The following is a 13,342-nucleotide window of genomic DNA, read 5'->3' as shown; positions in this document are numbered from 1 at the left end:
GAATACGATCCTCAGTATTCCACTGATAGGGGTGCGCTTCATCTAGCGGGCGGTAGGTCAAGATAACTTCGTACTCCATGCCCGCAGGTATGCCGTTGGAAGACACATCCAAGTCAGCGCTGAAAGTCCCGTCTGGGGCAGGCGCCGGAACGTCAAAGCGCGGCCCCTGGTATGTTGGCTCCTGGTAAGGGCCCACATAGGTAGAGGAACCCTTGGGCGCAATAATGAGGCTACGCAGCTCATGGTGTGCCAAGAATTCGGGAGTGAATCCAGTACCCTCAACATGCACCGTGCCACCAGTCTCAATTTTTAACGTGCCACTGGTGACACGCAAAGTCGGTAGCGAACTGGTCTGCTCGCCCTGGGCTACAGGATTCTGCTGATTGTCTGCTTGTTTCTGAACCAAAGCTGCAGCGGGGGAGGCTGGGGTCGCCTGCGCCTGCTGCTCAGGTGCCGCCTGGGTCGGTGTTGCGAGTGCCGCCGGGGTGATACCGGCCAGCGGACTCAAACCCAACAGTAGCGACAGGCTGAGCGCGCGGGCGCTCGCCGGGTGGCGCGGGGCGCCTCGTGGCGTGAAGAATGAAGACATCATTATCCCATCTACAAAAAACTGTGCGGTGATTGAAGCGAGCGAGTAGATGAAGCGAGCGAAGAAGTCGAGCGGATAAAACGTGAAAAGAAAACCCCGAACAGGGGAGAAGAAGCCCCGTAAAGCCTGGTGCCGGGCAAAAGAACTCGCAGAAGGCAGGGAAGAAAAATCGGGACGGTACCGGCGGGCTGAAAAGTCGAACTAATCCGAACATTCCAGCCCACCGGTTACCCCTCACCACAACTGGGCGCTACTTGAGATGGCTACCGCCGTGCTCCATGCGGTAGAGCATCAACGCCAAGTCATAGACAGACGTTGTCTCCATGAAAAAGCGTTCGTGTTCCCAACCCCTGGTGTAGCCCCAAATGCGTTGCTGCACAGCCCACCGAGATTCACGCCAAAAAGCACTACCCTCCTCCAAATCCAGAACCCATGGGTTAGCGCTCACCTCAGATTCATCCGACCCCGGCAGGCTACCGTTACGAGACTGCGGTGCGGCAGTCGGCAAGCCGGGAGACATCATACCGCGCGAACGCTGATACCTGTACAGGAACGCCGCCGTCGAATAATTGTGCATGTTCATCTCCGGGTGGAAATTCCCATCCGCCCAACCGAACGTAATGCCCTTCTGACGAGCCCAAATATACGCGGCGTAGTCCGGATCATCCGGAGTGATATCTCCATAAGGACTCGTCGCCGGAAGCTCCACTCTCGGCGAACCCGCAAGACGGTACAGCGCCACCGTCACATCGCGGCGCGTCATATAGCTGTTCCTACCTGAATCAGAAAACTCAGGAAGAACCTGACGGCGCTTAAACCATGCCCAGGCGGCGTTGACCTCCTTATTCTTCGTAAACTGCAGCTGTAGATCCTTCGAAGTAAGCTGCTCAACCGACTCAACCGTACCGTCCTTGCCGGCAGTCACCTTTTCCAAGAAGAGCCTGTACGAGCCGTCATAATTCAGCGGCGCACCGGAGATGGTCAGCTTCTCATCCATCGTGCCGTCATGGATGCTCTCAGCAGCAATCTCCTGCACCAGCGTCTTCTGACCGGTCAGATGTCCCTGCTCATCAACATGTTGTACCGAGAAACGGTAAGAGACCCCAGGCTGCTTCTTCAAACCGACGGCGCGTACCGGCAAGATATTTTCCTCATCATAAGGGCTCACCGTCGTAGCCTTCAGAAACATCTCAGGGCTAGCCGATTCCTTATTAAGCGAACGTACCGGAATGAAATCTGCAACATCATTCAGCAACTCACCGGGGTAATTCTCATCCTCCGGACGGTCTTTACCGTAGAAACCAATCTTATAGACCTTACCCGGCTTAAGCGTTCCCCCAGGAATCGTAATAGACGTCTTAAAATGCCAATTCAGGAAATAAACGCGCTCTCCACTACGGGAAGCCGGGTACGGAATCCGAGTGGTGAATTCTGGTTCGCCTACAATCTTTCCGGTCTTCGGGTCGACTTCATAAAAAGCCAGAAGCGCGGGGCCATCCTTGCCCTCTCGACTACCGCTCGTAAGGATATGGAACCCCTCAATCGTCAGAGTCGTATCCTTCCACGGGTCATCAATTGCGGGCACACTGAAAATGTACGTCGTCTCAGTCGGCTTAGGGTCCTGCACAACATTAATAGGTGCACGCGCCACAAAACGGAATTCGGACGGCCAAGAATCCTCCCGGTGGCCCTTCTTGTGGTACGTCAAAATGACGTCGAAAAGAGTGCCTTCATTAGCCTCAATAATGTACGGCCCAATATTGAGAAAGAAGGTGTAGCTCCCGTCTGGGTTTTCTACCATCTGCTTCGGGTTGGGATCACGGTCAAAGAGGTAGCCAAAGTAGGCATATCCGTCAATGCGGGCATACGCGGCTTTGAAGTACGAAGAACCGCGGTCAACCAGAGAAAATTCGTAGAATTCGTAATTCTGGCGGAATTCAGCACTGAGCGGAGGCGTCGTCAGCGTTACTGTGCCGCCTCGAGAAATGTTGAGAGTCTCAGGAGAGACTTTAAACCCTTCCATTTCAGGATGGCGAGATTCATCTACCTTCGGAAGCGAAGACGTGGCTTCGTCAGCATCTTCTTGAGCTGCGGCGGGGGAGGCGGGGGTCGCCTGTTCCGGGTCTGCATGAGCAGGTGCAACCTGTGCCGGTTGTGCCGGGTGTTCGGGAGCCGCCAGCGCCGCCGGGGTGATACCGGCAAGCGGGCTCAAACCCAGCAGCAACGACAGGCTGAGCGCACGGGCGCTTGCCGGATGGCGCGGAGAGGTGGAACAGCGCCGGGCGCCTCGTGGTGTGAAGAATGAAGACATCATTATCCCATCTACAAAATTTATACGGTGATTGAAACGAGTGAGTAGATGAAGTGAGTGAAAAAGTTGAGCGGATAAAGCCTGAAAAGACCCCCCCAAAAAAACAGAGGAGAAGTAGCCCCGTAAAGCCTGGTGCTAGGCAAAAGAACTCGCAGAGGCAGGGAAGAAAAACCGGGGTGGCACCGGCAGGCTGAAAAGTCGAACTACGTCGAGCATCCCAGCCCACCGGTTACCTCACTCACCACGACCCGGCGCTACTTGAGGTGGCTGCCGCCGTGCGCCAAGCGGTACAGCATCAACTTCAAATCACCAGAGGAAACGAAAGACCTATCAAAGTCCTCATAGACGTATTCCCCATCAACGCGGTAACCCCACATGCGGTGATCAACAGCCCACTGAGCCTCACGCCAAAAAGCGCTACCCTGACGAACCTTATGCTGCCAGCCGCTAGCACTCCGAGGCGCATCCTGGTTACCCGGCACAGACAAGCTACGCGGCAACGAGGCAGAGGTCGGCGCCTTCGGCGTGACCTGACCCATCGCCTTCTGGTACCTGTACAGGAAAGCCACCGTCGACGGGGTCGAAAGGGGCGCATCCGGGTGGAACTTGCCGTCCGCCCAGCCGAAGGTAATACCCTTCTGACGAGCCCAAATGTACGCGGCGTAGTCCGGGTCGTTCGTTGCCACATCCGCGTACGGGCTAAAAGCAGGCAGCTCAACCTTCGGGGAACCAGCCAATCGGTACAGCGACACCGTCACATCGTGGCGCGTCATACCGCTATGCCAGGACATCGGCGAAGGATTAGGCAAAATATCACGATCAGCAAACCACTGCTCAGCAGCCTGCAACTCACCCTCACGCGTCAGCTTCAGAGGAATATCCTCGAAAGCAAGCTGCTCCACCGACTCGCCGGCACCATCCTTACCGGGGGTGACCTTCTCCAAGACCAGACGATAAGCACCCGAATAGCTCAGCTGCTGAGCGATCGTCAGATTCAGCTCCACCCTGCCATCCTTGATGAGGTCAGCCGGAATCGCCTGCTGGAACACCGTCTGACCGGTCAAACGCCCCTGCTCATCAACATGCTGCACTGAGAGGCGGTACGATCCTTCACCCGGCGCAAAGAGCCCGGTAGCGCGTGCCGTAAACAAGTTCGTCTGCGCGTACGGGTTCAGGCCCACCGACCCAAGGTGCAGTGTGGGCCCCGCGGACTCCTGCTCGGGAGAATGCACCGGAAGGAACTCGGCAACATCATTCAGCATAGAACCCGGAGAATCTTCCATGCCGGGGTAAGGCAACCCGTTCCCATACATACCAATAAAGTAGAGCTTGCCCGGCTTCAACGTACCCGCAGGAATCTTCAGCTCCGCACTGAAATAGTTATTGCGGAACCACCTGGTGTTAACCCCGTAGTACGTGTAGTCATCCCGCTGAGTGAACACAGGCTCACCCACCATCTTTCCCGTTGCAGGGTCAGCCTCATAGATAGCGATGACCGGCCAATCATTACCAACCATTTCACTAGCCTGGGAGAGGATATGGCGTCCCTCAACCCGCAGCGTCGTATCCTTCCACGGGTCATCGATAGCGGATTGACTGAAGGTGTAGGTCCCACGGGTCGGTTGCGCATCCTGAACCACATCAATATGGGCGCGGGCATACAAACGGTTGGACCTACTCGAAGGTTCCGGCTCAGCTTCATCCAACGGGTAGTAGGTCATCACTACATCGAAGAGCTCACCGTCGGCAGCCTCAACGTACTGCGGGGGAACCTTAAACGTGTAGGTGAGGCTACCGTCCGGGTTCTCCCGCACCTGATGATCCAGATCCTTGAGCATCCCGCCGTACTCGTCGAGAGGCGCATAAATATTGTGTTCCGCATACACGTACACCGACCCGCGCTCCACCAGAGCCAGCTCGTGGAAAGTGTACTTCTTACGGAACTCGGCGCTCAACGGGGAAGTCGTCACCGACACCGTGCCACCCTGAGAAATATTGAGGGTTCCCGAATCGACCTTCAACTTAACATTCGCCGGGTTCTCCCAATCAACAGCATCAGCGGCAGGAGGGGCCATCGGAAGCTGCGCGCTCACCGTGAACTTATGGTTACCGTACGAATACTGAGAATCCGAGAACACCACACGCACTTCAGCCATCGAACCGCGAGAAGAAGGCCTATTGTAGGAATCACCGTGAACCTTATACTCAACCTCCACGGTCAGAGTGCCGTCAGCGTTGCGGGTTACCAGCTCGTCACGCTTATAGTATTGACCCGCTACATCATTCCTCGCAAAATATCCCTGCTCACCAGAGGTAGCGTTATAAATCGACACAGAGTCAAGGTAGTACCCCAGGTCAACCTCGGGGGAAATATTAGAAATAGTTACCTTATAGACGCGGTCCTGACCGGGATCAAAATCCTGCGCGGCAACAGATACCTTCGGCAGGGTATTCCTGAACGAATTATCCTGATACGCCATGCGCGCAGGGCTATTACCCACAGGAACGAAGGGGAACTTGCGCGTCAGCTTATTCCACCCGTGGGTTTCTACACCGGAAACACCCAGGGAATACCCCTTACCGGACTTCAAAACTCCCGCGGGGATAGTGACCTTTTTCTGGAAATAGCCGTTAGGAATCAGGCCCTTGAAAATGCGCTGATTCTCTTCCGTATCCGGTGCCTTCAGTTCACCAAGCGAAGCCACATTATCGTTCGTGACCTTTCCCTGCTCATCATGCTCGGACAAGGTGAACTTCACGGAGCTGACATCCTGAAAACCGGTACCCGTCAACGTCACCTCAACCGGCTGACCGGAAGCAATCTGCTCCTCAGAAATAGCCGAAACATCATAGGTGATGGAGGGAAGGACAGCCTTCGGGAGGTTGAACTCCACCGGCAGCGCCGTACGGACGCGGTCCTCAGTGTTCCACGCGTAGGGGTGGGCATCGTCTACGGGGCGGTAGGTCAGAATGACCTCGTACTCCAGGTTCGCCGGCAGGCTATTCGCCGGAACCGTCAGGTCATCGCTGAAACTGCCGTCAGCAGCCGGTTTCGGGGCGTCAAAGATAAGGCCGCGGTGATCGACCTTTTGGTAGGGGTTAGCGTAGGTTGAAGAGCCCTTCGGGGCAATCGTGAGGCTACGTAGCTCATGATGCGCCAAGAACTCGGGGGTCAGCCCGGTACCCTCCACGTGGACGGTGCCGCCGTGGAGAATGTCGAGGGTTCCGCTGGTCACGCGTAGGGTCGGCAGGGGTGCATCCTGCTTATCACCCTGCGCGGGCGCATTCTGTACGGGTGCTGCTTGAAGTGCTGCCTGCTGCTTGCCTGTCTGCTGCGTATCTGCCTGCTGGGCGGGGGAGGCGGGCGCCGCCTGAGCCGCCACCGGCGTCAAAGCCAGCAGCGGAGTCAAGCCCAACGCCAGGGAAACACCCACAACTTTTCGGTGTGTACCATGGGGCGGTTTAAAGAATGAGGACATCATTATCCAATCTGAATTTTCTGCATGAAAGAGGGCGAATGAGAAAAGAAGTTGAGAGGATAAATGAGTGACAGTCCACCGCACCGAACTCGCCCCGAATCCATATCGTAGAGGAGCCGTAGCGGCGGCATGCTGAAGTGCAATTTCAGCCTACCAACCCGCGTCTTAAACAATCAATGAAAACACGAGAAAAACATGCCGATGAGAGTTATAAGACAAAAAATTCAAAAATTACGCCCCGGTTTTAGATAAAGCCCAAACCCCCAAAAGACCACACAATAGAGAGGCAAAAATTGGATACATAACCATCACTAAAAACGGTGCCTAACAGCGTCCGCACTAGAAAACAGGCACACGAAAAGGGGCGGTGAAAGAAAAACTCTCACCGCCCCTTCTATAGGCTATAGGCCACTATCTTCAGCTGCTGTTCGCAGAGGTCAACCCAAGCTAAAACACGCGGGCTCAACCACCCGGTTCAAGGCACCTGCCGAATCTTAGTCATCGATATAGGGGCTGTTGGGGATGGTGTCAAGCATGTCGAGCATTGACAGGACACGAGCCAGCTCCTCGCGGGTAGCAGTCTTGGTCGGACGGAAATCCTTGCTCTTATAGTGATATCTCGTATCGATATTCACCGACGAGTGCAGCCACACCGACTCGGTGTAGAACGGGGCACCCGGCTTCATATCCTGCGGGGTAGTGGGACGGAACCAATAAGAACGACGACCGGGGGTAAGCATAAAGTAACGGTAGAAGAACGCAGCCATCGTAGCGCGGCTAGCCACCGCCTCCGGGTGCATCTTACCGTCAGACCAGCCGGAAGTCAGACCGTTCTGATACGCCCAAATATACGCCGGGTAACGCTCATCCTTCGGGGACAAATCCGGGAAAGGAGAACGCGCAGGAAGCTTCACCTTCGGCGAGCGGGCGCCTCGGTAGATTGCATCCATCAGGTCGCCGCGGGTCACCGCACGCTTAGGGTAGAAGCAACGTTCCTTATCGAGTAGCAGAACCTTTGCCTTACATGACCTGTAGATATCGGGGGCGTACTCGCCATCCATATCAATGTCCACAATGAAAGGTGCCCACGCGAACTCCGTGTCAATCTTGGGGCGAACTTCAAGAGTGCGCAGAATGGTGTACTGCTCACGGCGCGGACGAAGAGACAGGCGAACACCAAAGTCTGCATTCGGGCCACCGGTGATCTCAGGATCAATGACGTGATGCCTAATGTAGACATCATTCTCGATGCGCTTCTTCGGCTCAAGAGAGAAGAAATAGAACTGGGTGAAGCCCTTCTCCTTGGTGTAGTAGCCAACCTCAATGTACGGGGTGTACAGGCCGCTATCAATCACGGCCTGCAGGCCGGTAATCTCGTAGCTGAGGTTGAAGCCGCTAATATCAAACGACGCCTCAGTAATCTTGAACGTCAGCGGAGTGGTCTTAACGTCCAAGGTGGCAGCCTGAGCGCCCTGCTCACCGGCATGGTGTGCGCCCAACGCGCCGGCGACTGTTAGCGCTGCCGCACCCTTAATGAGGGCGCGACGAGAGGAAAAAGTAGACATATCGTTGTCCCATCGATGTGTTTCTGAGTGGTTACTTCTACGCTAGCAAACCAATAACCATTGGGTAAGCCTCTAGTCGTTTGCTATACGTACGTGGCGTGACGTGTTTCCATGTGTGCTGAGTTGAGAATATGAGTGTTTGTGAGTGAAATACCCACCATCAATGGCGAGCCGTTTAATACTATAAACATTTTTACTCGCAAAAAGAAGGCGGATAGTTGGACACTAACCGCCTTCTCTGCTCATCAAAAGCTACCCCTAAAATGTGGGGAAATGTGGTTTTACAAGGGGTAATACAGATTTAAGCCACTAGAAAAATAGTTAAAAAATTTTCAATATGATGCAAAAAATAAGCGGAAACAAATAGTTGGGCAACCTACTGCTCATGCACCAGCAGCGTCAAAACACCCGCCTTACGCGCCGTCGGCAGGGTACACTCCACCGACCAGTCCTCGCTGACCGCTTCCAAAAATTCGGCAATACCAGCCGTAGAGCCATCAATTGGACGAGCCGCCAAACCCGACTGAATCAGGTAGCGTGCAAACAGGCCGCGGTAATGCTTCGCCATGTGCGAGACGACCTTACGCGAACCATCAGCAGCCACACGCTCCACACGAACCGCCAGAGTCTGCGACGGGGGAGTCACCCACGACTTTGCGTAGGCGGCAGAACGGCAATCTAGAATCAGCTGGTCCCTCGCAGTCGCTTCCAGTGCGGTACCCAACGCACCCTTCCAGAAGGAGGCGAGCGCACCCACCGATCCCAGCTTCACGCCCATCGAGAGGCGGTAGGCGGGGATTGCGTCTTCGGGGCGCAGAATACCCCACAGTGCCGAAGAAATCAGTAGCGACCAGTGCGCGGCATCGCGTTCGGCGGGGGAGAAGCTCGCATAATCCAGCGCCTCAAAGAGCACACCCGTGTAGGTGCGGATCGCGGGCTGTGCCGGTTCGGTCAGCAAGCGGGTATTGCGTTCCACCTCTGCTGCGAGGGATGCACCCACCTTGAGCTCCGTGAGAGCATCGGGGCCCGAGCTAACTGCCGCCAGCTCCTCCAGGACGCTCTCACGCTCGGCGGTCAGCTCAGGGAACGAGAGGTCAGCGAAGCATACGGGCGCGTTGCCAGCGGGGGCGGGAGTTTTACCTTCGGACGGGGGAAGAAGAATCAGCATCTCTCCAGTGTACCCGCGAGACGCAGTGTAGCTACGAGGCGCAGTGTAGTTGCGAGACGTCAGCGTGCCCGCGAGGTCGCTAGTGTACCCATGTGTACCCGCGAAGCGAACCCGGGAAATAGCCACATCCAAGGGTGTGCGTATAATGGGTTGGGTGAAACGGGCCGTCTGGGCAATCGCGAGGCACACGTGCTTCGAGGAAAGTCCGGGCTCCACAGCACAGGATGGTGGATAACATCCACTCGGGGTAACCCGCAGGCCAGTGCCACAGAAAGTAAACCGCCGCGGTTCGCCGCGGTAAGGGTGAAAGGGTGGTGTAAGAGACCACCAGCGGGCGCGGTGACGTGCCCGGCTAGGTAAACCCCATTCGGAGCAAGGTCAAACAGAATACGCCATGGTAGGGTAGTGCGCCCGATCCCCGTCAGCTTCCTTTACGGAGGTGGGGTGCGTATTCGGGTAGGCTGCTTGAGACGTGCGGCAACGTACGTTCTAGATAGATGATTGCCTCAAAATGCCCCTTCGGGTGGCGTTTTAGACAGAACCCGGCTCATAGGATGACCCGTTTCACGCTACCGTTAGCTGATGGAAAACATCATCGGCTGATGGAAAACGAAGACCGCGAATGCGTTTTTAGAGTGCATTCGCGGTCTTCGTTTTAAACTTCTTGAAAAGGTCTCTGACCTTTAGAAGAGCTCGTGATTAGTGGCCGAACGGATCCGGGTCCACGCCGGGCGTCCACGAGTTACCGTCGACGGTCCAGCCTTCCTTCTTCACGACCTTCTTCATCTTGCTGGTCCACTTCTTGTTCAGGCGGTTCACGTACAGCTTGCCGTCCAGGTGGTCGGTTTCGTGCTGCATGCAGCGTGCGAACCAGCCGGTCGCCTCAAACTGGACGGGGTTGCCGTGCTCGTCAAGACCGTTCACGGTCACCCATTCGGCGCGCTTGAGGGGGAAGCCGTAACCGGGGAAGGACAGGCAGCCCTCTTCCTCCTCGTAGGGGTCCGGGTCAGCGGTAGAAATCTTGCCCAGGGTCAGTACCGGGTTGATGATGCAGCCGCGCGGGGGAACGCCGTCCTCATTCTCCATCTTGTAGGTGAAGATGCGCAGGCCCACACCAATCTGCGGTGCCGCCAGGCCCACACCGTTGGATGCGTCCATGGTTTCGTACATGTCAGCCACGAGCTCCTTGAGCTCATCATTAAACTCGGTGACGGGTGCCGCGGGGCGGTGCAGAACGGGGTTGCCGTGAATAACGATGGGGCGAATAGCCACGGAATTATCCTTTGCTTGTGTTGAACGGGAACTGTTGAGTGGGAACTTGCCGGGTACACCGTGTGTGGGTGAACCGGATTGAGGGTAAGCGAAAGGGCCGTTACGGATAACCATAACGACCCTTTCCATCGGGGTGATCGACGGGGGTTGAACCCGCGACCTCCTGGACCACAACCAGGCGCTCTGCCAACTGAGCTACGACCACCATGTGCTTCGCTTGGTTTCCCTTGCGATATGCAACGGATACTACTGTACAGGAGATTCAGAAACCTGCCAAGTTGAAAAGCTATGATGCTCGTTACATTCTGCGCTTACGCCTTGGATGCCTCAGCCGCCTCGCGTGCAGCACGCTCAGCCTCCACCTCACGCGCAATCTGCGCCGAAGCAATCGCATCCGGGCCCTGCGGCACAAAAATGGCGCGACGGTAATACTTCAACTCATCAATCGAGTCCTTGATATCACCCAGTGCGCGGTGGTTACCGGTCTTCGCCGGGGCACTATGACGAGCCGCCGGGTACCAGCGCGACGCTAGCTCCTTAATGGTCGACACATCAATCACACGGTAGTGAAGGTGCGCCATGACCTCGGGCATGTAGCGCTCCAAGAAGCGCTTATCCATGCCCACCGAGTTGCCGCCCAGCTGCGCCTTGCCCGCCACCGGAACATACTTCTTGATGTAGCGAAGCACCTGCTCCTGCGCGTAATCCATCGACACACCGTGCTCAATATCGGGCAGTAGACCCGACGCCTCATGCATCGAACGCACAAAGTCATTCATGTTCTCCAGCGCACCGGCAGGAGACTCATCACCGGGCTTAATGACGAACTCAACGCCAGAACCCAGAATGTTCAAATCGGCATCCGTGACCAGAACGCCCACCTCGACGAGAGCGTCGTTCTCCACGTCCAGGCCGGTCATCTCGCAGTCAATCCATACAATACGTTCACTAGAAATACTCACTCTCCCACTCTACCCCCAAACGCTGCCGGCCCGGCGGGCAGCACGTCACAAAAGGGGTACAAGAGGGCGCAAGAAAGGTACGAGCGGATGCGCAAACGGCGGCAGCGGGGGAGAACTGCGCCACTCTGCGTGCCCTTGAGGCGTGTCCACAAGCGTCTTCGCAACAGTGATTCTCGCAAGTGCATCCAAGGGCTCCGGTATGATAAAAACCAGAACGACGATGCAGACAGAAAGGGAGTTATGCGCGCACCAAAGGAGCTAGCACACCGGCTCACCACCCCCGGCGCACACGACGCACCTCTCTCACCCAAACTCTTGGACTACGTCAATAACCACCGTCTGCGCACGGTGATTATCGGCACCATCGGCTCCATCATGGTCACCCTCGGCTCCTACGCCGTCGGCTGGCTCGCCGACAGCTCCAGCTTCTGGCGCTACGACATTATTCGAGCCATCCGATTCGAAGCCGCATGGGTCATCACCGGCATTATCATGCTCGCCCTCGGCGCTATGATCATGTGCCGTGAATGGCTGCGAATCTACCAGAAAATGGGCGACTGGAACGAACCCAACGCCATGCGATGGATGATTGCCGTCACCGCCAGTTGGTCCCTGCCGCAGATTTTCGCGTTCACCATCTACAGCCGCGACATGTTCTCCTACTACGGTCAGGGCATGGTCATGGCGCACGGCCTCAACCCGTACAAGCATGGCGTTTCCGAAATCTCGAACTTCATGCAGAACGGTGCGGACCCCATGTGGGCGGAATCCCCGCCCCCGTACGGACCGGTCTCCCTCAAATTTGAAGAGTGGATTGTGCGCCTGGCGGGGGAGAATATCGACCTCTCCCTCTTCTACTTCCGCCTACTCTCCGTGCTCGCGGTCATCGGCATCCTCTTCTACGTGGCAAAACTCGCCCAGGCGCACGGCTTCAACCAGGTCCGCGCTCTCTGGCAGATTGGCCCGAACCCGCTGTTCATCGCATCGTTCATTGCCAGCGGCCACAACGACTCGCTCATGACCATGTTCATGCTCGGAGGCCTCTACTACGCCAAGCGCTACCGCGACACCTGGTGGGGCGGCCCGCTCGGCGTGACCTTCGTAGCCCTCGGCGTTGCCGTCAAGCCGCTCGCCCTCGTGGTACTGCCCTTCGTGGGTCTGCTCTGGGCTGGTAAGAACGCCTCCTGGCCGCGCAAGTTTATCTTCTGGGCATTCTCCGGCGTGCTGCTGCTCGCCGAAATGGCGCTCATGGGCTGGGTGACCGGACTGGAATTCGGTTGGATTAAGGCACTGTCCACCACCGGCGGCCAGTACATCTGGTACACCCCCTTCGGCCTGGTCATCGGCGCCGCATCCCTGTTCATTCAGGGAGACGCCTTCGAGGTCATCCGCAAGCTCATCGAGACCGTCGGCAAGGGCATCGGCATGCTCGGCGCAGTAGCCATGGCATTCGTTGGACGCGACCGCAACATCGTGCGCCACGCCGGCCTCGCAATCCTGTTCATGCTCCTGTGCAGCCCCATGATTCAGCCCTGGTACCTGCTCTGGGCAATCCCGATGCTTGCCGCAACCGGCCTGCGCTCGCACTTCCAGCTCATGTGGTACTTCATCACCACGCTGTTCTTCATGGCGTATGGTGTGAGCGACCAGCTGAACGTCTCGCCCTACCTGCGCGATTTCAACCAGGACATGGGCCGACTCATCGCGACCGTCATCTGCTTGGGATACATCATCTACCTGGTCGCCCTCGACCCGGCAACCCGCCGCCTGGTGTACGTGAGCCTGCACCCCACGCAGATTCGCCGCACCACTATCCGCCTGTGGTGGCAGCTGTTCCCCGGCGCATCAAGCCGCCGTGCACGCCGCCGCGAGGTGAAGAAGGCAGAACGGGAAGCCGCCAAGGTAGGCTCCTAGCGCGAACTCATAGTTCGCCAGCCTGGCTGGGTAGCTCAGTGGAACAGCCCCCCGCGTGAGATGTGCTGTGCATGAGAAGCAT

General features: G+C 56.8%; 7 protein-coding genes, 1 tRNA gene, 1 other RNA gene and 1 pseudogene. 2 read left to right on the top strand and 8 right to left on the bottom strand.

From position 1 onward, the window contains the following. The 5 genes and pseudogenes from HMPREF2845_RS07630 to HMPREF2845_RS07610 all read right to left on the bottom strand — a co-directional run. Window positions 1–592: pseudogene (locus HMPREF2845_RS07630) on the bottom strand (siroheme synthase); the annotation flags it as partial. A 247-nt stretch (window positions 593–839) separates the two neighbouring features. Continuing rightward, window positions 840–2,903: a superoxide dismutase gene (locus HMPREF2845_RS07625; RefSeq protein ID WP_049354781.1), complete on the bottom strand. Its 2,064-nt coding sequence runs from the start codon at window positions 2,901–2,903 to the stop codon at window positions 840–842. Window positions 2,904–3,154: 251 nt separating this feature from the next. Then, window positions 3,155–6,334, bottom strand: coding sequence for an S-layer homology domain-containing protein (locus tag HMPREF2845_RS09425; protein ID WP_246824645.1), 3,180 nt, complete (start codon window positions 6,332–6,334; stop codon window positions 3,155–3,157). Window positions 6,335–6,873: 539 nt separating this feature from the next. Next, window positions 6,874–7,944: an S-layer homology domain-containing protein gene (locus tag HMPREF2845_RS07615; RefSeq protein ID WP_070634371.1), complete on the bottom strand. Its 1,071-nt coding sequence runs from the start codon at window positions 7,942–7,944 to the stop codon at window positions 6,874–6,876. A gap of 376 nt (window positions 7,945–8,320) precedes the next feature. Then, window positions 8,321–9,112, bottom strand: coding sequence for a YaaA family protein (locus HMPREF2845_RS07610; protein ID WP_070634370.1), 792 nt, complete (start codon window positions 9,110–9,112; stop codon window positions 8,321–8,323). A gap of 160 nt (window positions 9,113–9,272) precedes the next feature. On the opposite strand from HMPREF2845_RS07610, the gene rnpB reads away from it, so the two are divergent. Then, an RNA gene (rnpB, locus tag HMPREF2845_RS07605) (RNase P RNA component class A) lies at window positions 9,273–9,678 on the top strand. 133 nt (window positions 9,679–9,811) lie between these two features. Here rnpB and def read toward each other — a convergent pair. From def to orn, 3 genes are all read right to left on the bottom strand, one after another. Further along, the gene (gene def / locus HMPREF2845_RS07600) at window positions 9,812–10,384 is read right to left on the bottom strand and encodes a peptide deformylase (RefSeq protein ID WP_005506273.1); all 573 of its coding nucleotides are present in this window, start codon (window positions 10,382–10,384) and stop codon (window positions 9,812–9,814) included. 132 nt (window positions 10,385–10,516) lie between these two features. Beyond that, window positions 10,517–10,589, bottom strand: a tRNA-His gene (locus HMPREF2845_RS07595). A 106-nt stretch (window positions 10,590–10,695) separates the two neighbouring features. Beyond that, window positions 10,696–11,346, bottom strand: a complete 651-nt coding sequence (gene orn / locus HMPREF2845_RS07590) for an oligoribonuclease (RefSeq protein ID WP_005506271.1) — start codon at window positions 11,344–11,346, stop codon at window positions 10,696–10,698. Between the two features lie 240 nt (window positions 11,347–11,586). Between orn and mptB the strand changes: the two genes are divergently transcribed. Beyond that, on the top strand, window positions 11,587–13,260 hold the full coding sequence (mptB, locus tag HMPREF2845_RS07585; RefSeq protein WP_070634369.1) for a polyprenol phosphomannose-dependent alpha 1,6 mannosyltransferase MptB: 1,674 nt from the start codon (window positions 11,587–11,589) through the stop codon (window positions 13,258–13,260). Window positions 13,261–13,342: the final 82 nt, after the last annotated feature.

This window comes from Rothia sp. HMSC065B04, from assembly GCF_001812285.1.
In the GTDB taxonomy this organism is placed as follows: Bacteria; Actinomycetota; Actinomycetes; order Actinomycetales; family Micrococcaceae; genus Rothia; species Rothia mucilaginosa.
This window is presented reverse-complemented; position numbering and strand designations above follow the sequence as displayed.

Excerpts from the sequence above, each read along its gene's own strand:
- HMPREF2845_RS07625 (WP_049354781.1), bottom strand. The coding sequence starts at position 2,903 with ATGATGTCTTCATTCTTCACACCACGAGGCGCCCGGCGCTGTTCCACC.
- HMPREF2845_RS07615 (WP_070634371.1), bottom strand. The coding sequence starts at position 7,944 with ATGTCTACTTTTTCCTCTCGTCGCGCCCTCATTAAGGGTGCGGCAGCG.
- HMPREF2845_RS07610 (WP_070634370.1), bottom strand. The coding sequence starts at position 9,112 with ATGCTGATTCTTCTTCCCCCGTCCGAAGGTAAAACTCCCGCCCCCGCT.
- mptB (WP_070634369.1), top strand. The coding sequence starts at position 11,587 with ATGCGCGCACCAAAGGAGCTAGCACACCGGCTCACCACCCCCGGCGCA.